Consider the following 22,790-nt stretch of genomic DNA (forward strand, 5'->3'; position numbering starts at 1 on the left):
CGGAGAGGCGAACGGAGAGGGAGGTGAATGTGGCGGAAGGCCAAGGTGGGGAAGGGGAAGCGGTGACGTCAGTCGGTCCGGTCGAGCTCGGCCAGGACGCGCTGTGCGGTGGCGAAGGCCGCGTTGGCGGCGGGGACACCGCAGTAGACGGCGCTCTGGAGCAGAACCTCCTCGATCTCGTCGCGGGTGAGCCCGTTGCGTATCGCCGCGCCGACATGCAGGGCCAGCTCGTCCAGCTGGCCGTGGGCGACCAGCGCGGTGAGGGTGATGCAGCTGCGCGTGCGGCGGTCCAGGCCGGGGCGGGTCCAGATCTCGCCCCAGGCGTAGCGGGTGATGAGGTCCTGGAAGGCGGCGGTGAACGGCGTACTGCGTTCGGCGGCCCGGTCCACATGGGCATCACCCAGCACGGCCCGGCGGACAGCCGTCCCCGCGGCGCGGCGCGAGTCGTCGTCGTACGGATGGTTGGCGAAGTGCGCCTGGAGCGCGGCGAGTACGGGCTGCGGCTGCTCGACCGGAGCCAGGTGCGAGGCGCCCGGCAGTTCGAGCAGGGTCGCACCGGGGATGGAGTCGGCGAGTTCCCGGGCGTGGGCCGGGGGAGTGGCGGGGTCATCGCGTCCGCCGATCACCAGAGCGGATGCGCGGATACGGTGGAGTTCGCCCCGCAGGTCGTACGCGGCCAGCGCCTCGCAGCAGGCCGCGTACCCGGCCCGGTCGGTGGCGCACAGGTCTGCGACCGTACCGGCGGCGGCAGTTGACCCGGCGAAGGCGCGGGTGAACCAGCGGCCGGGCGCGCCCGGTGCGAGGGCAGCGGTCCCTTCGGCCCGGACCAGTGCGGCGCGCTCCCGCCAGCCGGCCGGGTCGCCGAAGCGGGCGGACGAGCAGACCATCGCGAGTGCGCCGACCCGTTCCGGGTGGTGCGCCGCGAGGTGCGCGCCGACGGCTCCGCCGAGCGAGATCCCCGCGTACCCGAAGCGGTCCCAGCCCTGGGCGTCGGCCAGCCGCAGTACGAGTGCGGCGAGCCCGGCGACGCTGGCGGAGCCGTCCTGCGGGAGCAGCCCGGCGGGCGATCCTCCGTGGCCGGGCAGATCGAAGCGGAGCACGCGGTGGGTACGGGACAGGGCGGCGGCCTGGGCCTCCCAGACGGATAGGGACGTGCCCAGGGACGGCCCGAGGATCAGCGGTGCGCCGTCGGCCGGACCGTCGAGCAGGTGGTGGGGAAGACGGTTCACGGCTGGGTCCTTCCGGCGGGCATACGCCGCAGTGCGTGGTCGACCAGGGTGGCGGCCGAGCCGGGATACCCGGCGGGGTCGGTGAGTTCGCGGAGTTCGTCGTGGCTGAGCAGGCCCTGGAGAGCGGGCTCGTCCCGGAGTACGTCGGCCAGGCCGAGCGACTCGGCGGCAGCCCGGTGGGCGGCCCGGGTGAGCAGCTCCCTCGCCGGGCCGCGGCCGAGCAGGCGGCTCAGTTCGGCGGCGATCCGTTCGCTGACCACCAGGCCCTGCGTGAGCCCCAGATTCCCGGCCATCCGGTGGGTGAACACGGCTGGCCCTTCGCTGAGTTCAGCGGCCAGCCGGGCTGCCCCGCCGGTCAGCCGGAGCAGATCGCGCAGCGGCTGCCACTCGGCGTGCCACGCACCGGCGGGCCGTTCGTCCTCGGCGGCCAGCGAGCCCAGCAGTACGGAGGCGAGGGCCGGCGCTCTGCGGGCCGCGGACGCGATCAGGGCGGCCCGGACGGGGTTGCTCTTGTGCGGCATCGCGGACGATCCGCCCCCGGCGTCCTCGGCCAGTTCGCCGATCTCGGTACGGGAGAGCACCAGCACGTCCGCGGCGAGCTTGCCGAGCGCACCCGCCGTGAAGGCGAGCGCCCCGCCCGTGTCGGCGACCGGAGTACGCAGGGTGTGCCAGGGCAGGACGGGCGCGGCCAGACCGAGTTCGGCGGCGAAGGCGGCGAGCAGCCGGGGGCCGCTGCCGGGCTCGCGGGCCAGGATCTCGAATGCCGCCAGGGTGCCGGCTGCGCCACCGAGCTGGGCCGGCGGCCGCAGGGCGGACAGCCGGTCCGCGGAGTCCAGCACGAGACTGCGCCAGCCCGCCGCCTTGAGCCCGAAGGTGGTGGGGACGGCGTGCTGGGTGAGGGTGCGCCCGGCCATCGGGGTCTCCCGGTGCTCTGCGGCCAGCCGCCCGAGAGCCCCGGCCGTCCGGTGCAGGTCCGCGATGATGCCCGGCAGACTGCGGGCCACGGCCAGCATGGCCGCCGTGTCGAGGATGTCCTGGCTGGTGGCGCCCCGGTGCACATACGGCGCGGCCTCGCCGGACACGGCGGCGGTGAGGTCGGAGACGAGCGGGATGACCGGATTGCCGCCCCGGCGGGCGCGCAGCGCCAGATCGCGTACGTCGAACCGCTCGGCCCGGGCGGCAGCCGAGATCTCGGCCGCGGCCCACGGCGGAACATGGCCGAGCGCCGACTGCGCCCGGGCCAGGGCCGCTTCGGCGTCCAGCATCCCCTGGAGAAGGGCGCGGTCGCCGGTGGCCGCCTCGACGGCCGACCCGGCCCGTACCGGGTCGAGCAGGCCCACATCGGCCGCCGCCCGCGCGCCCCCGTCCTCGTACGGGCGGGCCGCTTCGGTGGGGTGGTCAGCCGTGGGGTGCTCAGCGGTGGGGTCGTCAGCGGAAGTCAAGGAAGACCGTCTCCTCGGCGCCCTGCAGGCGGATGTCGAAGCGGTAGGTGCGCGGCTCCGATTCGACGGCGACCAGGGTCCGCCGGCGGTCCGGGGCGAGCGAGGTGAGCAGCGGGTCGGAGTCGGCCGGCTCCCCCGGGAGGTAGACCCGGGTGTAGAGGTGGTGCAGCAGTCCGCGGGCGAAGACGCAGACGGACAGGTACGGCACGCCGCCGGGCGGCAGTGTACGCACCACCCAGCGGCCGTCCGCGTCGGTGGCGACCCGGCCGAAGCCGGTGAACGTGAGGCCGTCGCGGCCGAGGTGGCCGCCGGTCACCGGGTCGCGCCGCATCGAGCCGGGTGCCCCGGTCCTTGAGCCGTCGGGTGCGGGCTGCCAGAACTCCAGTACCGCGTCGGGGACCGGCTCCCCGGCGCCGTCGAATACCCGGCCGTGGACGGTGATGGCGCCGGGGTGTCCGGCGGGGGCGATCTCGGGGCCGCCGGGGAAGGGCAGCGCGTAACCGTAGAAGGGGCCCACGGTCTGGGAGGGGGTGGGGAGCCCGGTCATCGGCCCTCCTCGGTCCAGGTGGCGGCGGGGCCGTCGAGGACGATGTCCCAGCGGTAGCCCAACGACCGCTCGGGGCAGGACAGTTCGTGGTCGTACCGGGCGACCAGGCGCTCCCGGGCGTCGTCGTCGGTGACGGACTGGAGGATGGGGTCGTAGGCGAAGAGCGGGTCGCCGGGGAAGTACATCTGGGTGACCAGGCGCTGGGTGAAGGCCCGGCCGAAGAGTGAGAAGTGGATGTGCGCCGGGCGCCACGCGTTGGCATGGTTCCGCCAGGGGTAGGCGCCGGGTTTGACGGTGGTGAAGGAGTACCAGCCCTGGCCGGTCGTCAGGCAGCGGCCCACCCCGGTGAAGTGCGGGTCGAGCGGCGCCGGGTGCTGGTCGCCCTGGTGGGCGTAGCGGCCCGAGGCGTTGGCCTGCCATATCTCCACCAGCTGGCCGCACACCGGGCGGCCGGAACGGTCGAGGACGCGGCCGGTGACGGTGATCCGCTCACCCAGCGGCTCGCCGGTGTGCTGCCGTGTCAGGTCGGCGTCCAGCTGCGTGACGTCCGTGACGCCGAAGGCCGGACCCGACAGCTCCACCGCCTCCGGGTCCCGCACGGTGGTCAGGGGCTGCTGCGGGTGGCGCAGGACGGTGCTGCGGTAGGGCGCGTAGCCGCGGGAGGGGTGGTGCCGGACGGTGCCGGCGCTGACGTACGCCTCGTACTCCTGGGTGATCTCGCGGGAGATGTCGGGCTGGGTGAGCGGCATGGGCGACGGTTGCCTTTCCGGTACCGGGGAGGGAGGGACGGCCGTCGGGCCCGGCCCGGCGGCGGTGCCCGTGCCGGCCATCAGCGGGTGGCCGTACGGTCGGACGGGAGGCGTACGGGCGCGGCCGTGCGGGCCAGGACCTCGTCGGGACTCACGCCGGGGGCCGTCTCGGCCAGGACGAGGCCGTCTCCTGTCACGTCGATGACGGCCAGATCGGTGATGATCCGGTCGACGCAGTGGCGGCCGGTCAGCGGCAGCGTGCACTCCTGGAGGATCTTCGGTGAGCCGTCCCTGGCCGTGTGCTCCATCAGGACGATGACCGTGCGGGCGCCGTGGACGAGGTCCATCGCACCGCCCATCCCCCTGATCATCTTTCCGGGAATGGCCCAGTTCGCGAGGTCTCCCGTGGCGGAGACCTGCATCGCGCCGAGGATCGCGGCGTCGATGTGGCCGCCGCGGATCATGCCGAAGGAGAGCGCGGAGTCGAAGAAACTCGCTCCGGGCAGCGCGGTGACGGTCTCCTTGCCCGCGTTGATGAGGTCGGGGTCGACCTCCTCGTCGGTCGGGTACGGGCCCACGCCCAGCAGCCCGTTCTCCGACTGGAGCACCACATCGACCCCGGCGGGGAGGAAGTTGGGCACCAGCGTCGGAAGGCCGATGCCGAGGTTGGCGTAGGAGCCGTCCCGGAGTTCGCGCGCGGCGCGCGCCGCCATCTCGTTCCGTGTCCAGGCCATCAGCCGCGCACCGTCCCCTGTGCCGTCGTGGACGCCAGGAGCGTCCGCCGTTCTATGCCCTTGTCGGCCGCCTGCGCCGGGGTCAGCGCGACGACTCGCTGGACGAACACCCCGGGCACATGGACCTCGTCGGGGTCGATCCCGCCCGGCTCGACCAGCTGCTCGACCTCGGCGATGGTGATCCCCCCGGCCATCGCGGCGAGCGGGTTGAAGTTGCGGGCCGCCTTGTTGAAGACGAGGTTGCCGTGCCGGTCGCCCCTGGCCGCGCGCACCAGGGCGAAGTCGGTGGTGATGGCGCGTTCCAGTACGTAGTCGCGGCCGTCGTAGGTACGCACTTCCTTCGGCGGGGAGGCCACCGCGACGCCGCCGTCGGGGGCGTACCGCCAGGGCAGACCGCCGTCCGCGACCTGAGTGCCGACGCCCGCCGGGGTGTAGAAGGCCGGGATGCCGCAGCCGCCGGCGCGCAGCCGCTCGGCCAGGGTGCCCTGAGGGGTGAGTTCGAGCTCCAGCTCACCGCCGAGATAGCGGCGGGCGAACTCCTTGTTCCCGCCTACGTAGCTGCCGGTCACCCGGGCGATCCGCCCGGCCGCGAGCAGCGTGCCGAGCCCTCCGCCGTCCACGCCGCAGTTGTTGGAGACGACGCTGAGCCCGGTCGACCCTCTCGCGTACAGGGCCTGGATCAGCACATCGGGAACCCCGCTCAGGCCGAATCCGCCGACGGCGAGGGACGCGCCGTCCGGGATGTCCGCCACCGCCTCGCCGGCGGTGGCTGCCAACTTGTCCATGCAAAGCCTCTGTTCGCCCACTGAACTTTCGTTCATAATTGCCTGAGCTTGAGTGTCCGTCGAGCCGTCGGCCCTGTCAACGCCTCCGGGTACGGTTTTCCCAGCGTCACCGGCCCGGTGGCCGCTCCAAGGAGGTAAGGCCCATGCCGCAGGCCATGCGGGAGTCCGCCGCGGCACTGGCCGCGCCCGGCGAGGTGCTCGGCCCGCTGGAACGCGGGCTGACCGTGCTGCGCGTGATGGCGGGCGACCCGGATTCCCGCCAGCGCGCCAGCGATCTGGCCCGCGCGACCGGCCTCGCGCGCTCCACCGTCGACCGGATCGCGATCACGCTGGCCCGGCTCGGCCACCTCCGCTCCGAGGGCCGTGATCTGCTGCTCGCCCCCCGGCTGATGGAGCTCGGCAACGCCTACCTGGCCTCCTGCGGCCTGCCCGACGCGCTGGAGCCGTACGCGGACGCCCTCGCCGACGAGCTGGACGAGTCCGTCTCGATCGCCGTACCCGACGGTGACGGGGTCCGCTTCATCACCCAGGCCACCCGCAGACGCGCCATGTCGCTCGCCTTCCGGATCGGCGATCTGCTGCCGGCCGAGCGCTGCGCGCCCGGCGCGCTCTTCGCCGGCGGGTGGGACGAGGCCGACCGCGGGCGCTGGCTGGCCCGCCGCCGGGAGGACCCGCTGGACAGCGGGTTCCCGGCCGTTCCGCCCCGCGTCGAGCCGTCCGCTCCGGAGCTGGTCGAGGCGGAGTTCGACGTGCGCGTCCGGGAGGCGGCCGGCCTCGGCTGGTCGCTGGACGACCAGTTCATCGAACCCGGTCTGGTCGCGGTCGCCCACTCCGTCCGTGATCCGGCCGGGACGGTGGTCTGCGCTCTCAGCGTCGTCAGCCACACCAGCCGCCACAGCGCGCGGTCGCTCCGCGAGTACGCCCTGCCGCGCCTGCGGCGGGCCGCGGCAGCCATGGAAGAGGCGCTGCGTACGCCGCCCCGTCCGGGATCGCCGGTCGCCGCCCCCGCGCCCGAAGCCGTGGACAGCGGGCTCAAGGCGGAACTGGGGCCGGAATTCCTCCAGTCGCTGGCCAGGGGGCTCACCGTCCTGCGCGCGCTCGGCTCGGCCCGGGACGGACTGGGTCTGACCGCGGTCGCCGAGGCCGCAGGCCTCCCGCGCGCCAGCGCGCGCCGCGCACTGATCACCCTTCAGTACCTCGGCTATGTGCGTGCCGACGAGGGTGTCTTCACCCTTCTTCCGCGTGTGCTCGAACTCGGCTATGCCCGGCTGTCCCGCCTGTCCTTCGGCGAGATCGTCCGGCCCCACCTCGCCGAACTCACCCGTCAGGTCCGTGAGTCGGCGTCCATCGCGGTCCTCGACGGCGATGACATCCGCTATGTGGAGCGGGTCCCCACGGCCCGGATCATGAGCGTGGACATCACCGTGGGCACCCGGTTCGCCGCCTACGCGACCTCGATGGGCCGGGTCCTCCTCGCGGACCTGCCCGCACCGGAGCAGGCCGCCCGGCTGGCGCGCATCAGGTTCGAGCCGCTCACCCGGCACACCGTGACGACGGCCGACGCCCTGGCGGGCATCCTCGAATCCGTCAGGTGTGACGGACATGCCCTGGTCGACGAGGAGCTGGAGGAGGGCCTGCGTTCGGCGGCGATGCCGCTGCGGGACCGCCTGGGGCGCACCGTCGCGGCCGTCAATGTCTCACAGCACGCAGGCCGCGCCACACGCCAGGAGTTCCTCGACACTGTGCTGCCGCCCCTGGCGGCGGCGGTCGCACGGATCGAGGCGGACCTGGCTGTCGCATCCGAGCGGCAGCACATCTCCGTGAACTGACTGCCCTGGTGCGGAAGGGCGTTCACCGCACACGCCGACTGCCGGCGTGACTCCCTTGTTCTCTCCTGCCTGCCGGGAGTATGTTGCGTTGCGCTTGATACATACCCCCCGGGGGTAAGTACGGAAGAGGTGGACACAGGGGCCGCCCGATGTCTCGACGCGGACATCGGGCGGCCCCTCTCCGTATCGCAACCGCACCCCGCACCGCCCCCCGGCACCGCATCCGACACCACCTGGCAGGAGAACGGGAATGGACATACGGACACGCGCCGTGCACGTCGTGAACGAACCCTTCGGGGAAGGGAGTTGGCCGCTGAGTGTGCCCATCGTCCAGTCGTCGGCCTTCGGCTTCGGCTCGGCCGACGCGCTGGCGGACGCCATGGGTGGCCCGGACGGCCAGTACGTCTACACGCGGCGCGGCAACCCCACCGTCCGGGCGCTGGAGCGCACGGTCGCCGGACTTGAGAGTGGCGCGGCCGCCATCGCCTTCGCGTCCGGGATGGGCGCGCTCAGCGGGATGCTGCTGTCCCTGCTGAAGCCCGGCGATCATGTTCTGGCCCAGCGCTGCCTGTACGGCGGGACCTACTCGGTGCTGTCCGATCTGGCCCGGCGGTTCGGGGTCGAGGTCGAGTATCTGCCCGGGGGTGACGCCGCTGACGTGAAGGCGCTGATGCGGCCCAAGACGCGTCTGCTGCTTCTGGAGACGATCGCCAACCCGACCGGGCAGGTGCCGGACCTCCCCGTGCTCACGGCGGCCGCCCGCCGGTGCGGTGTCCTCAGCCTGGTGGACAACTCCCTCGCCTCACCCGTGCTGTGCCGCCCGATCGAGCACGGGGCCGACATCGTCGTGCACTCGACCACCAAGTATCTGGCCGGTCACTCCGACGTCCTGGGCGGTGTCGCCGTCTTCGCGGACGGGGGGCTGCACCGCAGGGTGTGGGGGCGCACGGTCGAACTGGGTGCGACCGCCGACCCGTTCGCCGCCTGGCTGACACTCCGGGGGCTGGCGACGCTGCCGCTGCGGATGCGCCAGCACTGCTCCAACGCCGAGGTGATCGCCGAACGGCTCGCCCGGCACCCGGCCGTGCGGGCCGTGCACTGGCCGTGGCTTCCCGGAAACCCCTCGTACGCCACGGCCCGCACGGTCCTCTCCGGCGGGGGCGGCATGGTCACCTGCGAGCTGACAGGTGGCCGTGCGGCGGGCCGGGGCTTCATCGAGAGGGTGCGGCTGGCCCGGCTCGCCCTGTCCCTCGGAGGTGTCGAGACCCTGATCTCGCACCCTGCCTCCACCTCGCACCGCGAGCTCGACAGCCAGGCCCTGGCGGCCGCGGGTGTGGGGGAGGGCACCGTGCGCATCTCTGTGGGCATCGAGCACGCCGAGGACCTCTGGGCGGACATCGAGCAGGCGCTCGACGCCTCCTGACGGTCCAACATTCAAGGATGGATCGTTTATTTGGATTGACAAAATAAACGGCACGTTCGTATATTCGAAGCAGCTCGGAACCATCCACTCTCGGCTCAAGGGGGGCGCTCCATGCGCTACTTCGAGGACTTCCGTACCGGTGACGTCCACCATCTGGGCACGGTCACCGTCACCGAGGAGGAGGTGCTGGAGTTCGCCAGGCGCTTCGACCCGCAGCCGTTCCACACCGATACCGAGCTGGCCGAGCGGTCGCCCTTCGGGGGCCTCATCGCCAGCGGCTTCCACACCGCCGCGCTCTTCATGCGGCTGTACGTGGACGGCCTGCTCGCCGACAGCGCGGGCGCCGGTTCACCGGGCATCGACAAGATCCGGTACCACCGGCCCGTGCGCCCCGGCGACGTACTCACCGCGCGACTTGAGGTCCTCGCCTCGCGCCCCTCGCTCATGAGTCCGGCCACCGGCATCGTCGAGCCGCGATGCGAGCTGGTGGCGTCCGACGGGACGGTCGTGTTCAGCATGGTCCTGCACAGCATCTTCCGGCGGCGCCCTGCCGCGCCCCGTACGGCGTCCTCCGCGGCCCCCGCATCGCTGCCCGCGGCACAGGACCCGGTGGCCTGTGTGAAGGCCGGCTGAGCACGACCGTCCTCTCATCCCATCCAGTGAAGGGGGCCTTCCGTGGAGGCCGTATCCCGCACCGCCCAGTGGACCGCCGCAGCGCGCGCCCTGGAGACCGAACGCGACGACCGGCTGTTCGCCGATCCCTACGCGCGTACCGTTGCCGACGGCATCGGGTTCGAACTGCTGGAACGGTACGCGGGCGCAGGCACCGTCCCGTTCCTGGCCATCCGCACCACCTATCTGGACCGCGCCATCGGCCGGGCCGTCGGGGACCAGGGCATCCGCCAGGTCGTCTTCCTGGCCGCGGGCATGGACACCCGCTTCTACCGGCTCGGCTGGCCGGCCGGCGTCACCGTCTACGAACTCGACCGCCCCGCACTGCTCGCGGCGAAGGCGGACATGCTCGCCGGTGAGCCCGCACCGCCCGGCCGCGAACGGCGCACCGTCGCCGTCGACCTCACGCAGGACTGGACGGGCCCGCTGAAGGAAGCGGGCTGGCGGTCCGACGAGACCACACTCTGGGTCGTGGAAGGGCTGCTCTTCTTCCTGCCCGAGGAAGCGGTCCGGGCGCTGATCACCACCCTGTCCGCGCACAGCGCCCCCGGATCCGTCCTCCTGGGCGACGTCATCAGCCGCTCCGCGCTGCAGAACCCGCTGTCCCGCACCTTCCTCAAAGCCCTTGAGGAGGACGGCAACCCCTGGCTGTTCGGCACCGAGGAGCCCGAGCAGCTGCTCACCGACTGCGGCTGGTCGCCACGCGAGGTCAGGCAGCCCGGCGAGGAGGGCGCCGACTTCGGGCGCTGGCCGTACCCGGTGCCGGCGCGCGAGATGCCCCGCATACCCCGGTCCTTCCTGTTCACCTGCGACCTGTCGACCGGCGAGGAGAAGGCGGCATGACCGAGAACCCCGCTCCCGGCACCCGGGTCACGTCCGGCACTCCCGCCACCGACTTCCACCAGCGGATCATCGGTGACGCGGCCGCCGCCGTCCGCGGTCTCACAGTGGCCGTCGGCGAGCGGCTCGGCCTGTACCGGGCGCTCGCGGAGCACGGCCCGCTCACCCCCGCCCAGCTGGCCGGCCGCACCGGCACCAGCGAGCGGTACGTGGAGGAATGGCTGCACGCCCAGCTCAGCGCGGAGTACGTCGAACGGCACCCCTCCGCCGGGACGTACACCCTGCCCGCCGGCCACGCGCCGGTGCTCGCCGACCCCTCGGCCGTCACCTACGCGGCCGGGTTCTTCACGGCGCTGAAGGCGCTCTACGCCACCGAAGACCTCCTGGTCGACGCGTACCGCACCGGGGACGGCGTCGGTTGGGCCGAGCACGACCCGGCGCTCGACACCGGCATGGGCAGCTTCTTCGAGCCCACCTACCAGCACCGGCTGCTGCCGGACTGGCTCCCCGCCCTCCACGACGTGACCGGCAAACTCACCGCGGGCGGCCGGATCGCCGACGTGGGCTGCGGGGTCGGGCACACCACGCTCCTCATCGCCAAGGCCTACCCCGAGGCGACCGTCCACGGCTTCGACTACTCGGAAGAGGCCATCACCATTGCCCGCCAGCTCGCCGACGACGCGGGCCTGTCCGAGCGTGTGATCTTCGAGACCGCGTCCGCCGACGACTACCCCGGCTCCGGCTACGACCTGGTGACCTTCTTCAACTGCCTGCACGACATGGGGGATCCGGTCGCAGCGGCCCAGCACGTCCACAAGTCCCTCGACGCCGACGGCACCTGGATGCTGGTCGAATCCAATGTGTCGCCCGCGGACGTCGACTCCGGTACCCCGGCCGCCCGGATGTTCATGGCGCTGTCCGCCGTCATGTGCCTGCCGGTCGCCGTCGCCCAGCGCGGCCCGCACGCCCTCGGCAACCACTCCGGAGAGCGGGCGTTCCGCGCCATCGCCGAAGAGGCCGGATTCACCCGCTGGCGCCGGGCCGCCGAGACGCCCGTCAACGCCGTCTACGAGGTCAGGCCCTGACGCCCGGACCCACCCCGCGCACGACCCCGGTCCGTGCGCCACCCACGTACGCAACAGGAGATGCCCATGGCCACAACAGCCCTGCCCGTGACCGACCGCTTCCTCGAAGTCCTGGGGCGGCTCAGCGAGAAGTCCATCGAGGACTACTACAACCCCTACCAGCAGTTCCAGTGGCCCGACCGGCTTGAGGAGGACTGCCTGTGGATGAGCCCCGAGCTGCTCACCCCGTACGGCACCCCCCACTTCGACGAGCTGGACGAGAAGACACTGCACCGGCTGGCCAAGTGGGAGTCCATCAACTTCTACAGCCTCAATGTGCACGGCATCCGTGAACTGCTCATCGAGGTCGTCGGCCGCATCCACATGCCCGGCTTCGAGGTCCCGTCGGACTTCTTCCACCACTTCATCGGTGAGGAGAACGAACACATGTGGTTCTTCGCCGAGTTCTGCCGGAGGTACGGCAACAAGATCTACGGCTCCACGCCGATGCGCGCGGACTCCGTGTGGGAGCCCGAGGTCGAGAACTTCCTCGTCTTCGCCCGCATCCTCTTCTTCGAGGAACTGGTCGACCACTACAACAGCCGGATGGCGCAGGACACCGCGCTCTGCGACACCATCCGCGAGGTCAACCGCATCCACCACCAGGACGAGTCCCGCCACATCGCCTTCGGCCGGGAACTGGTCTCGCTGCTGCACCTGCGGATGCGTGAGGCGGTCGGCCCGGAGCGGCTCGCCGAGGTGGAGGCGTACCTGAAGCGCTATGTCGTCTTCAGCGTCAACTCCCTGTACAACCCGCATGTCTACCGCGACGCGGGGATCGCCGACCCGCTGGCCCTGCGTACCGCGCTCATCGAGGACGAGCGCCGGCGCCCCTACGAGCGCAAGGCCATCCGCAAGCCGCTCGCCTTCTTCCTGAAGACCGGGATCTTCTCCGACGAGACCCTGCCGGTCGTCTGAACCGAGAGGTGGATCTTCACCGTGTCCCGAACCACCGCCACACACACCACCGCCACACACACCACCGCCACACACGCCACCGTCACCCGCACGGCTGCGTCCCGTACCACCGCGTCAGGCGTCACCGTGCCCCGCCCCGCTCCAGCAGCCCCGCAGGGGCTCCCCGCACTCGGCCCCGAAGGCACCGCGCTGCTCCGGCTGCTCGACGACACCTTCGAGTCCTGGGGGACCGACGCCGGCGCACGGGCCATGACCATGGCACCACTGCTCCCCGCCGCCGACCTGGCACGTCTGGACTACTACGAGAACTTCCCGCACCAGGCGGTGCTGGCCGCACCCCTCGACCTGGACCGCCGCGACGAGGCGCCGTTCTGCACCGAATCCGGCTCCTTTCCGTGCGACGCCCTCCAGCCGGCCGGACTCGGGCTGCCATCGGCCTCCTGCTATGCGGTGTATCTCCACCACGAAGGACAGCAGGTGCCCGATGACACCCTGGTGACCGTCGTCGGCTGGTGCTTCCGCAAGGAGGAGCACTACGAGGGTCTGCGCCGCCAACTCGGCTTCCGGATGCGGGAGATCGTGGCCATCGGCAGCCAGGAGCACGCCGAGAACCATCTCCGCGGGTTCACCGAGCGGGTGACGGCCTTCGCCGAGGCGCTCGACCTGCCACTGCGGAGGGAAGCGGCCTGCGACCCGTTCTTCGACAAGGGCGGCTCCAAGGCGCTCCTGCAACGGCTGTCGCCGGTCAAGCACGAATTCCTCTACGAGGACCTGGCGATCGCCTCGGTCAACACCCACCGCAACTTCTTCGGTGACCGCTGCTCCATCAGCCTCGCGGACGGCGGCCCCGCCTTCACCATCTGCGTCGCCTTCGGCCTCGAACGCTGGCTCTCGGCGCTCACACGGCGCCACGGGAACTGGGCGGCCGCCACCGACGCCGTACGCACCGCCGTGGCACGACTGGCGCCGGCCGGGCCGGTGACCTGACGTGCCGGCCCGCCCCACTGTCGCAGCGGGCGGCCTGGGCGGGGCGAATCTCGGCATGGACATCGTGTCCGTCAACCGCGTCCGCCGCCTCATGGCCGACCACGGCGAAGCCTTCTTCGGCCGGATGCTCGACGCCCGCGAACTGGCGGACTGCCGGACATCGACCGGACTGGACATCCTGAGCCTCTGCGGCCGTATCGCGGCCAAGGAGGCGGCCTTCAAGACACTCCGCGTCCAGAACCGGTTCCTGCCGTGGCTCGACATCGTCGTGCGGCGGTCGGACGGCGGCTGGCCCCTCGTCGAACTCCGCCGTTCCGCAGCCGACATGGCCGCCGCCTCCGGCATCTGCGAGATCACCGTGAGCATCAGCCACGACGTCGACTACGCCGTCGCGGTGGCAGCGCCGATCCTCGGTGACCCACCTGTCGCACCGCAGCCGTGACAGGGCCACCGGCCCGCACATCGTCACGCACACATCGTCACGCACACATCGTCACGCACACATCGTCACGCACACATCGTCATGCCCACAGACACAGTTAGGAGCACAGCCATGAGCGAGGGCCTGCAGCAGGTCAAGGACTGGATCCTCAAGCGCCACGAGGACCGGGCCGACATCGCACCCGACCTGGACCTCATCGAGAACCGTCTCATCGACTCGCTGTCGTTCGTCGAGTTCGTCTTCCTGCTGGAGCAGCTGAGCGGCCGTTCGATCGAGATGGAGACGCTTGAGGTCGACGCCATCCGCACGCTCGACGCCATCGCGGACAACTTCTTCCGCGCGGAGGTGAAGTGACGTGAGCCGACGGCTCTTCACCTCCGAATCCGTCACCGAGGGACACCCGGACAAGATCGCTGACCGGATCAGCGACACGATCCTCGACGCGCTCCTGGCCCAGGACCCGGCATCCCGCGTGGCCGTCGAGACCCTGATCACCACAGGGCAGGTCCATATCGCGGGCGAGGTGACCACCGCCGCCTATGTACCCATAGCCGAACTCGTCCGCAAGGCCGTACTCGACATCGGCTACGACTCCTCGGCCAAGGGCTTCGATGGCGCCTCCTGCGGGGTGTCCGTGTCGATCGGTGCCCAGTCACCCGACATCGCGCAGGGCGTCGACACCGCCGACAAGGACGGTGAGGCGCTGGACCAGCAGGGCGCCGGGGACCAGGGGCTGATGTTCGGCTACGCCTGCACCGACACGGCCGAGCTGATGCCCCTGCCCATCCATCTGGCCCACCGGCTCTCCCGCCGGCTGAGCGAGGTACGCAAGGACGGGACCGTCCCGTATCTGCGCCCCGACGGCAAGACCCAGGTCACCATCGAGTACGAGGGGGACCGGCCGGTCCGGCTGGACACCGTCGTCGTCTCCACCCAGCACGCGGCCGACATCAGCCTGGCTGGGCTGCTCGCCCCGGACATCCGCGAACACGTGGTGGAGGCCGAACTCAAGGCGCTCGCGGAGCAGGGCGTCAGCCTCGAAAGCGACGGATACCGGCTGCTGGTGAACCCGACCGGCCGTTTCGAGATCGGTGGCCCGATGGGTGACGCGGGTCTGACCGGTCGCAAGATCATCATCGATACGTACGGGGGGATGGCCCGGCACGGCGGCGGCGCGTTCTCCGGCAAGGACCCGTCCAAGGTGGACCGTTCGGCGGCGTACGCGATGCGCTGGGTGGCCAAGAACGTCGTCGCGGCCGGTCTGGCGGAGCGCTGCGAGGTGCAGGTCGCGTACGCCATCGGCAAGGCCGAACCGGTCGGCCTGTTCGTCGAGACCTTCGGCACCGAGACCGTACCCGTGTCCCGTATCGAGAACGCCATCGACCAGGTCTTCGATCTGCGCCCCGCCGCGATCATCCGAGACCTCGATCTGCTGCGTCCCATCTACGCCCGGACCGCCGCGTACGGCCACTTCGGCCGCGAGCTGCCGGACTTCACCTGGGAGCGCACCGACCGGGTGGCCGCCCTGCGTCTGGCAGCGGAGGACTGACTGAGATGGGTATTGCTGTCACAGGTTCCATCGCCACCGACCATCTGATGACGTTCCCCGGGAGGTTCACCGACCAGCTCCTGGCCGACCGGCTCGACCGGGTGTCCTTGTCGTTCCTCGTGGACCAGCTGGAGATACGGCGAGGGGGAGTGGCAGCAAACATCTCCTTCGGGCTCGGACTGCTCGGACTGCGCCCCGTACTGATCGGCGCGGTGGGAAGCGACTTCGAGCCGTACCGTGTCTGGCTCAAGCAGCATGGGGTCGACACGGACTCCGTCCGGGTCAGCACGGAACTGCACACGGCCAGATTCCTCTGTACGACGGACCGGGCGCAGAACCAGATCGCCACTTTCTACGCCGGAGCGATGGCGGAAGCCAGGGAAATCGACCTGGGTTCGGTCATCCGCCGGACCGGCCGGCTGAGCCTCGTCATGATCTCCCCGGACGACCCGGAGGCCATGACGAGGCACACCAGAGCATGCCGAAAGCTGGGGATCCCTTTCGCCGCCGACCCCTCGCAGCAACTGGCAAGGCTCGACGGGCCCGAGGCCCTGGAACTGATCAGCGGCGCGCGCTGGCTCTTCACCAACGAGTACGAGGCAGCGCTCCTGCAGGAACGGACCGGTCTCACCCAGCAGCAGATCCTCAACAAGGTCGGCTGCTGGGTCACCACACACGGCGCTCAGGGCGTCCGCCTTGAGCGCACCGGTCACGACCCGCTGGCCGTCCCCGCAGTCGAGGTGCCCGGCGCCGTCGATCCCACAGGAGTCGGCGACGGCTTCCGCGCGGGCTTCCTCGCCGGCCTGGCATGGGGAGTCCCCGAGCAGCACGCCGCCCAGCTCGGCTGTGCGGTGGCGGCGACGGTGCTCGACTACGTGGGAACACAGGAGTACCGCCTGTACCGCGACTCCCTCGTCTCCCGGCTCAGGATGTCCTACGGCCCTGAATGCGTGGCCCATCTGACAGCACACCTGCGGGAGTTGACGTGAGGGGCACGAGGGGTCTGCGCGAAGCGCTCACCGGGCAGGTGGTGATCGCGGACGGAGCCATGGGGACCATGATTCAGGCCCAGGACCCCACGCTGGATGACTTCCTGCAGCTGGAGGGCTGCAACGAGGTACTCAACATCACCCGTCCCGACATCGTCCGCTCGGTGCACGAGGAGTACTTCGCTGTCGGCGTCGACTGTGTGGAGACGAACACCTTCGGTGCGAATCTGGCCGCGCTGGGGGAGTACGACATCCCCGACCGCGTCCACGAACTGTCCGAGGCAGGGGCCCGCATCGCACGGGAGACCGCTGATGCGTATGCGGCCCGCGACGGGCGGCCGCGGTGGGTGCTGGGTTCTATGGGCCCGGGTACGAAACTGCCGACGCTGGGGCATGTGCGGTACGGCGCCCTGCGGGACGCGTACGAGCAGAACGCCGAAGGCCTGATACGCGGCGGGGCGGACGCCTTGCTCGTGGAGACGTCGCAGGACCTGCTCCAGGCGAAGGCCGCCGTGATCGGTGCACGGCGTGCGCTGGAGGCGACGGGTGCCGATCTTCCCGTGATCTGCTCGGTCACGGTGGAGGCCACCGGCACGATGCTGCTCGGCTCGGAGATCGGCGCCGCGCTGACCGCGCTGGAGCCCCTGGGTATCGACCTGATCGGCCTGAACTGTGCGACGGGCCCGGCCGAGATGAGCGAGCACCTGCGCTATCTGGCGCGCCACTCCCGCATCCCGCTGTCCTGTATGCCGAACGCGGGGCTTCCGGTGCTCGGCAAGGACGGCGCGCACTATCCGCTCACGCCGGAGCAACTGGCCGAAGCGCAGGCGACGTTCGCCGGAGCGTACGGGTTGTCGCTGATCGGTGGCTGTTGCGGTACGACGCCGGAGCATCTGCGTCAGGTGGTGGAGCGAGTACGTGGCACCCAGCCCACCGCTCGCGAGCCGCGTCCTGAGCCGGGTGCCGCGTCGCTGTATCAGACGGTGCCGTTCCGTCAGGACACGGCGTATATGGCGATCGGTGAGCGGACGAATGCCAACGGCAGTAAGAAGTTCCGCGAGGCGATGCTGGAGGCGCGTTGGGACGACTGTGTGGAGATGGCGCGCGATCAGATCCGTGAGGGCGCGCACATGCTGGATCTGTGTGTCGACTATGTGGGCCGTGATGGTGTGGCCGACATGAGCGAGCTGGCGGGCCGTTTCGCCACCGCCTCGACGTTGCCGATCGTGCTGGACTCCACGGAACTGCCTGTGCTGCGGGCGGGTTTGGAGAAGCTGGGCGGTCGGGCGGTTCTGAACTCGGTCAATTACGAGGACGGTGACGGGCCGGAGTCCCGTTTCGCGAAGGTGACCGCGCTGGCGGTCGAGCACGGTGCCGCGCTGATCGCGCTGACGATCGATGAGGAGGGTCAGGCGCGCACGGTCGAGCACAAGGTCGCTGTCGCGGAGCGGCTGATCGAGGACCTGACCGGTAACTGGGGGGTGCGCGAGTCGGACATTCTCATCGACACGCTGACCTTCACGATCTGCACGGGTCAGGAGGAGTCGAGGGGCGACGGCGTCGCCACCATCGAGGCCATCCGCGAGCTCAAGCGCCGTCACCCGGAGGTCCAGACCACGCTGGGTCTGTCGAACATTTCCTTCGGTCTCAACCCGGCTGCCCGGGTGGTGCTGAACTCGGTGTTCCTGGACGAGTGTGTGAAGGCGGGGCTGGATTCGGCGATCGTGCATGCGTCGAAGATCCTGCCGATCGCCCGGCTGGAGGAGGAGCAGGTCAAGGTCGCCCTCGACCTGATCTACGACCGGCGGGCTGAGGGCTATGACCCGTTGCAGAAGCTCATGGAGCTTTTCGAGGGCGTCAACATGAAGTCCATGAAGCAGGGCAGGGCCGAGGAACTCATGGCTCTCCCGCTGGACAAGCGGTTGCAGCGCAGGATCATCGACGGGGAGAAGAACGGTCTGGAGGCCGACCTGGATGAGGCGTTGCAGACCCGGCCGGCTCTGGAGATCGTCAATGACACCTTGCTGGAGGGTATGAAGGTTGTCGGTGAGCTTTTCGGGTCGGGGCAGATGCAGTTGCCGTTCGTGCTCCAGTCGGCTGAGGTGATGAAGAGTGCGGTGGCTCATCTGGAGCCGCACATGGAGAAGACCGATGATGACGGCAAGGGCACGATCGTCCTGGCCACCGTCCGTGGTGACGTGCATGACATCGGTAAGAACCTCGTCGACATCATTCTGACGAACAATGGCTACAACGTCGTCAACCTCGGTATCAAGCAGCCTGTCTCGGCGATCCTGGAAGCGGCGGAGGAGCACAAGGCCGACGTCATCGGTATGTCCGGTCTCCTGGTGAAGTCGACTGTGATCATGAAGGAGAACCTCCAGGAGCTCAACCAGCGCAAGATGGCTGCCGATTTCCCCGTCATCCTCGGCGGCGCGGCCCTGACCAGGGCGTATGTCGAGCAGGATCTTCATGAGATCTACGAGGGCGAGGTCCGCTATGCGCGGGATGCTTTCGAGGGTCTGCGGTTGATGGATGCGCTGATCGGTGTCAAGCGGGGTGTGCCGGGTGTGGTGCTGCCCGAGCTCAAGCAGCGGCGGGTGCCGAAGCGGGATACGGCTGCTGTTCTGGAGGTGGAGGAGGCGCAGGGGCCTGTCCGCTCGGATGTGGCCACCGACAATCCGGTCCCGGAGCCGCCGTTCTGGGGTACCCGTGTCGTCAAGGGGATCCAGCTCAAGGAGTATGCGTCCTGGCTGGACGAGGGCGCGCTGTTCAAGGGGCAGTGGGGTCTGAAGGAGGCCCGTAAGGGTGAGGGTCCCACGTATGAGGAGCTGGTGGAGACCGAGGGCCGGCCGCATCTGCGGGGGTGGCTGGACCAGCTGCACACCAAGAACATGCTCGAAGCGGCAGTGGTCTACGGCTACTTTCCTTGTGTCTCCAAGGGCGACGACCTGATCCTCCTGAATGAGGACGGCAGTGAGCGGACCCGTTTCTCCTTCCCGCGTCAGCGCCGTGGCCGCAGGCTCTGTCTGGCGGATTTCTTCCGCCCCGAGGAGTCCGGCGAGACCGATGTGATCGGTCTCCAGGTGGTCACGGTCGGCTCGCGGATCGGTGAGGCCACCGCCGAGCTGTTCGAGGCCAACTCCTACCGCGACTACCTCGAACTCCACGGCCTCTCCGTCCAGTTGGCCGAAGCCCTCGCCGAGTACTGGCACGCACGAGTCCGCTCCGAACTCGGCATCGAAGCGGGCGACCCGGACTCGCTGGATGCCGTGCTCCGTACCGAGTACCAGGGCTGTCGCTACTCGCTCGGGTACCCGGCGTGTCCGGATCTGGAGGACCGGGCGAAGATCGCCGAACTGCTCCAGCCCGAGCGGATCGGGATCCAGTTGTCCGAGGAGTTCCAGCTGCACCCCGAGCAGTCCACCGACGCGATCGTCGTCCACCACCCCGCTGCCACGTACTTCAACGCTGGGGGCCGTCGATGACGACCTTCTCGTTCGAGTTCTTCCCGCCGAAGACACCTGCCGGCGAGACGACTCTCTGGGAGGCGATCCGGCGTGTCGAGGCGCTCGGCCCGGACTTCGTCTCCGTCACGTACGGGGCCGGTGGCTCCTCCCGGGACCGTACCGTCGCCGTGACCAAGCGGATCGCGGCCGAGACGACGCTGCGCCCGGTCGCACATCTCACCGCGGTCGGGCACTCGGTGGCCGAACTGCGGCACATCATCGGCCAGTACGCCGACGCCGGTATCTGCGATGTGCTTGCCCTGCGGGGCGATCCGCCGGGAGATCCGAGAGGGGGGTGGCAGGCTCATCCTCGCGGTCTCAGCTACGCGATCGAGTTGGTCGAGCTGGTCAGGTCGCTCGGCGACTTCACCACCGGCGTGGCCGCCTTCCCGGAGGGCCACCCGCGTGCCACGTCTCTGGACGAGGACGTTCGCCACTTCGTGGCCAAGTGCCGGGCCGGGGCGGACTACGCCATCACCCAGATGTTCTTCGACGTGGAGACCTATCTGAGGTTCCGTGATCGTGTCGCCGCGGCCGGCTGCTCGACACCGGTCATCCCGGAGATCATGCCTGCGACCGACTACCGCCAGATCTGCCGCTTCGCCGAGCTGAGCGACGCGGCCTTCCCCGAAGATCTGGCGCACCGCCTGGAACGCGCCCGCCACGATCCTGCCACCTCGTACCGGATCGGGGTTGACCATGCCACGGCCATGGCGGACCGGTTGCTTGTCGAGGGTGCGCCGGGTTTGCACTACATCACGCTCAACCGTTCGACGGCGGCCGTCGACATTCATCGCAATGTTCTGTCTTCAAGGAGCCTTCATGTCCGCTGAGTTCACCGATTTCAGGGTTGCTGATCTGTCGCTGGCCGCGTTCGGCCGTAAGGAGATCACGCTGGCCGAGCATGAGATGCCGGGTCTGATGTCGATCCGTGCGGAGTATGCGCAGGCCCGGCCGCTGGCGGGTGCGCGGATCACCGGGTCCCTGCATATGACGGTGCAGACGGCTGTGCTGATCGAGACGCTGGTGGCTCTGGGCGCGCAGGTGCGGTGGGTCTCCTGCAATATCTTCTCCACCCAGGATCACGCGGCGGCGGCGATTGCTGCCGCGGGGATCCCGGTGTTCGCGTGGAAGGGCGAGAGCCTGGAGGAGTACTGGTGGTGCACGGAGCAGGCACTGACCTGGCCGGATGCCCCTACCGGCGGCCCGAACATGATCCTCGACGACGGCGGGGATGCCACCCTCCTGGTCCACAAGGGCGTCGAGTACCAGAAAACAGGTGAACTCCCCGAGGCCGCGAACGACGAACTCGCCGTCGTACGAGCCCTGTTGGAGCGCAGTACGCTCGACTGGACGAAGATCGCATCGGAGATCCGGGGTGTGACGGAGGAGACCACGACCGGTGTGCACCGGTTGTACGAGATGCACCGCGACGGCACGCTCCTGTTCCCGGCGATCAACGTCAATGATGCTGTCACCAAGTCGAAGTTCGACAACAAGTACGGGTGTCGGCACTCGCTGATCGACGGTATCAACCGTGCCACCGATGTCCTGATCGGTGGGAAGGTCGCGGTGGTCTGCGGTTACGGCGACGTGGGCAAGGGCTGCGCGGAGTCGCTGCGCGGTCAGGGTGCCCGGGTGATCATTACCGAGATCGACCCGATCTGTGCTTTGCAGGCGGCGATGGACGGCTTCCAGGTCTCGACCCTGGACGACGTCGTGTCGATCGCGGACATTTTCGTGACCACGACGGGCAACAAGGACATCATCATGGCCGCCGACATGGCCAAGATGAAGCACCAGGCGATCGTGGGGAACATCGGCCACTTCGACAACGAGATCGACATGGCCGGCCTGGCCAGGATCCCCGGGGTCGTGCGGGACGAGGTCAAGCCGCAGGTCCACACCTGGACGTTCGCCGACGGCAAGGTGCTGATCGTGCTGTCGGAGGGGCGTCTGCTGAACCTGGGCAACGCGACGGGTCACCCCTCGTTCGTGATGTCCAACAGCTTCGCGGACCAGACGCTGGCCCAGATCGAGCTGTTCACCAAGCCCGCCGAGTACCCGACCGACGTGTATGTGCTGCCCAAGCACCTGGACGAGAAGGTCGCCCGCCTCCACCTCGACGCCCTCGGCGTGAAGCTCACGACGCTCCGTCCCGAGCAGGCCGCCTACATCGGTGTCGACGTCTCGGGCCCGTACAAGCCGGACCACTACCGCTACTGATCCCGTCCAAGGGGGAAACCAGAATGTCCGAGGAGCGTCGTGATCCCGCGTTGCCGGGCCGTCTCCTGTTGACGGAGCGGGACGCGCTCATGCCGCTGCTCCGGTCGGCACCCGAGGAGTTGTTCGCGTTCCGTACGGCCTGTCCGGGCTGGACGGTTCGTGAGGTGGTCGCCCACTGTGCGGCGGCGCTGGTCCGGATCGTGGAAGGGCGGCTCGAAGAAGGCGTCTTCTCACCCGGATCCAACGCCGCCGATGTGGCTGAGCGTGCCTGCTGGCCACTCCGGCGCGTGCTGGACGAGTTGGAGCGCGGCCTCAGCGAGGCCGGCCCGGTGATCGCCCTGCACGAGGACGGCCTGCTCGACACCGTGGCCTTCGGAGAGTGGGTCCACGCAGGCGATGTACGCGACGCATGGGGCGCGGCAGGTGCCTACGCCGTAGCGGGCGAGGCGTCGGAGCTGGTGCTTCTGTCGGTCGCCAGCCGGAAACGGGGCACCCCACTCGTCCATGCGGTACTCGACGACGGCAACCGCACCATGGCGCTCGGGAACAAGATCGACGGACGGCCGCCCGCCCGGCTGGTCGCCGATGTGCCGACGCTGATCCGGCTCTACTCCGGCCGGCCCCTGGTCGGCACACAGTACGAACTGGAAGGTGCGGACGAGCGCGAGTTGGTCATATACCGCTGACCGCGACCGTCAGTCTCAGACCTAACTCGGCGGTCCTGCCGTAGCGGGTGGTGATCCCTCGTCGCTGCTCATTGATGCCCCTGCCGCCTCCGGGCGCCGAAGCTCCTCAC

The 22,790-nt window shown here is 69.9% G+C and carries 21 protein-coding genes; 15 read left to right on the forward strand and 6 right to left on the reverse strand.

The features are described from left to right. Positions 1 to 68 precede the first annotated feature (68 nt). The 6 genes from pcaDC to OHB13_RS33725 all read right to left on the reverse strand — a co-directional run bounded on the left by pcaDC (position 69) and on the right by OHB13_RS33725 (position 5,486). A complete protein-coding gene (pcaDC, locus tag OHB13_RS33700; RefSeq protein ID WP_328379636.1) occupies positions 69 to 1,229 on the reverse strand; it encodes a bifunctional 3-oxoadipate enol-lactonase/4-carboxymuconolactone decarboxylase PcaDC in 1,161 nt (386 codons plus the stop codon). Then, complete coding sequence (pcaB, locus tag OHB13_RS33705) at positions 1,226 to 2,569, reverse strand: 3-carboxy-cis,cis-muconate cycloisomerase (protein ID WP_328380455.1); 1,344 nt, start codon at positions 2,567 to 2,569, stop codon at positions 1,226 to 1,228. Before pcaB ends, pcaDC begins: the two co-directional genes overlap by 4 nt. Positions 2,570 to 2,657: 88 nt before the next feature. Next, the gene (gene pcaG / locus OHB13_RS33710) at positions 2,658 to 3,218 is read right to left on the reverse strand and encodes a protocatechuate 3,4-dioxygenase subunit alpha (protein ID WP_328379637.1); all 561 of its coding nucleotides are present in this window, start codon (positions 3,216 to 3,218) and stop codon (positions 2,658 to 2,660) included. Further along, positions 3,215 to 3,967: a protocatechuate 3,4-dioxygenase subunit beta gene (gene pcaH / locus OHB13_RS33715; RefSeq protein ID WP_328379638.1), complete on the reverse strand. Its 753-nt coding sequence runs from the start codon at positions 3,965 to 3,967 to the stop codon at positions 3,215 to 3,217. Before pcaH ends, pcaG begins: the two co-directional genes overlap by 4 nt. A gap of 80 nt (positions 3,968 to 4,047) precedes the next feature. Then, a complete protein-coding gene (locus OHB13_RS33720; protein WP_328379639.1) occupies positions 4,048 to 4,701 on the reverse strand; it encodes a CoA transferase subunit B in 654 nt (217 codons plus the stop codon). Beyond that, positions 4,701 to 5,486 (reverse strand): CoA transferase subunit A, encoded by a 786-nt coding sequence (locus tag OHB13_RS33725; RefSeq protein ID WP_328379640.1) that lies wholly within the window; start codon positions 5,484 to 5,486, stop codon positions 4,701 to 4,703. The genes OHB13_RS33720 and OHB13_RS33725 overlap by 1 nt, the downstream gene beginning before the upstream one ends. A gap of 143 nt (positions 5,487 to 5,629) precedes the next feature. Between OHB13_RS33725 and OHB13_RS33730 the strand changes: the two genes are divergently transcribed. The 15 genes from OHB13_RS33730 to OHB13_RS33800 all read left to right on the forward strand — a co-directional run bounded on the left by OHB13_RS33730 (position 5,630) and on the right by OHB13_RS33800 (position 22,680). Continuing rightward, the gene (locus OHB13_RS33730; RefSeq protein WP_328379641.1) at positions 5,630 to 7,315 is read left to right on the forward strand and encodes an IclR family transcriptional regulator domain-containing protein; all 1,686 of its coding nucleotides are present in this window, start codon (positions 5,630 to 5,632) and stop codon (positions 7,313 to 7,315) included. A gap of 250 nt (positions 7,316 to 7,565) precedes the next feature. Further along, the gene (locus OHB13_RS33735) at positions 7,566 to 8,738 is read left to right on the forward strand and encodes a trans-sulfuration enzyme family protein (RefSeq protein ID WP_328379642.1); all 1,173 of its coding nucleotides are present in this window, start codon (positions 7,566 to 7,568) and stop codon (positions 8,736 to 8,738) included. Positions 8,739 to 8,849: 111 nt separating this feature from the next. Then, a complete protein-coding gene (locus OHB13_RS33740) occupies positions 8,850 to 9,371 on the forward strand; it encodes a MaoC family dehydratase (protein WP_328379643.1) in 522 nt (173 codons plus the stop codon). A gap of 42 nt (positions 9,372 to 9,413) precedes the next feature. Next, positions 9,414 to 10,253 carry a class I SAM-dependent methyltransferase gene (locus tag OHB13_RS33745; protein WP_328379644.1) on the forward strand — a complete coding sequence of 280 codons (840 nt, stop codon included), beginning with the start codon at positions 9,414 to 9,416 and terminating at the stop codon, positions 10,251 to 10,253. Continuing rightward, positions 10,250 to 11,335: a class I SAM-dependent methyltransferase gene (locus OHB13_RS33750; RefSeq protein WP_328379645.1), complete on the forward strand. Its 1,086-nt coding sequence runs from the start codon at positions 10,250 to 10,252 to the stop codon at positions 11,333 to 11,335. Before OHB13_RS33745 ends, OHB13_RS33750 begins: the two co-directional genes overlap by 4 nt. 66 nt (positions 11,336 to 11,401) lie before the next feature. Beyond that, positions 11,402 to 12,292, forward strand: coding sequence for a diiron oxygenase (locus OHB13_RS33755; RefSeq protein WP_328379646.1), 891 nt, complete (start codon positions 11,402 to 11,404; stop codon positions 12,290 to 12,292). Between the two features lie 21 nt (positions 12,293 to 12,313). Next, positions 12,314 to 13,279, forward strand: coding sequence for a hypothetical protein (locus OHB13_RS33760; protein WP_328379647.1), 966 nt, complete (start codon positions 12,314 to 12,316; stop codon positions 13,277 to 13,279). Between the two features lies 1 nt (position 13,280). Further along, entirely contained in the window at positions 13,281 to 13,721 is a 441-nt protein-coding gene (locus OHB13_RS33765) for a holo-ACP synthase (RefSeq protein ID WP_266850592.1), read from the forward strand. Positions 13,722 to 13,832: 111 nt separating this feature from the next. Next, on the forward strand, positions 13,833 to 14,075 hold the full coding sequence (locus OHB13_RS33770) for an acyl carrier protein (RefSeq protein ID WP_328379648.1): 243 nt from the start codon (positions 13,833 to 13,835) through the stop codon (positions 14,073 to 14,075). A gap of 1 nt (position 14,076) precedes the next feature. After that, on the forward strand, positions 14,077 to 15,270 hold the full coding sequence (gene metK / locus OHB13_RS33775; protein ID WP_266850588.1) for a methionine adenosyltransferase: 1,194 nt from the start codon (positions 14,077 to 14,079) through the stop codon (positions 15,268 to 15,270). 5 nt (positions 15,271 to 15,275) lie between these two features. After that, the gene (locus OHB13_RS33780) at positions 15,276 to 16,259 is read left to right on the forward strand and encodes a carbohydrate kinase family protein (RefSeq protein ID WP_328379649.1); all 984 of its coding nucleotides are present in this window, start codon (positions 15,276 to 15,278) and stop codon (positions 16,257 to 16,259) included. Beyond that, complete coding sequence (gene metH, locus OHB13_RS33785) at positions 16,217 to 19,747, forward strand: methionine synthase (RefSeq protein ID WP_328379650.1); 3,531 nt, start codon at positions 16,217 to 16,219, stop codon at positions 19,745 to 19,747. The genes OHB13_RS33780 and metH overlap by 43 nt, the downstream gene beginning before the upstream one ends. After that, positions 19,744 to 20,601 carry a methylenetetrahydrofolate reductase [NAD(P)H] gene (gene metF, locus OHB13_RS33790; protein ID WP_328379651.1) on the forward strand — a complete coding sequence of 286 codons (858 nt, stop codon included), beginning with the start codon at positions 19,744 to 19,746 and terminating at the stop codon, positions 20,599 to 20,601. Before metH ends, metF begins: the two co-directional genes overlap by 4 nt. Further along, positions 20,591 to 21,994 (forward strand): adenosylhomocysteinase, encoded by a 1,404-nt coding sequence (gene ahcY / locus OHB13_RS33795; protein WP_328379652.1) that lies wholly within the window; start codon positions 20,591 to 20,593, stop codon positions 21,992 to 21,994. The genes metF and ahcY overlap by 11 nt, the downstream gene beginning before the upstream one ends. Before the next feature lie 23 nt (positions 21,995 to 22,017). Beyond that, positions 22,018 to 22,680: a maleylpyruvate isomerase family mycothiol-dependent enzyme gene (locus tag OHB13_RS33800; protein WP_328379653.1), complete on the forward strand. Its 663-nt coding sequence runs from the start codon at positions 22,018 to 22,020 to the stop codon at positions 22,678 to 22,680. Positions 22,681 to 22,790: the final 110 nt, after the last annotated feature.

Source organism: Streptomyces sp. NBC_00440, assembly GCF_036014215.1.
GTDB lineage: Bacteria > Actinomycetota > Actinomycetes > Streptomycetales > Streptomycetaceae > Streptomyces.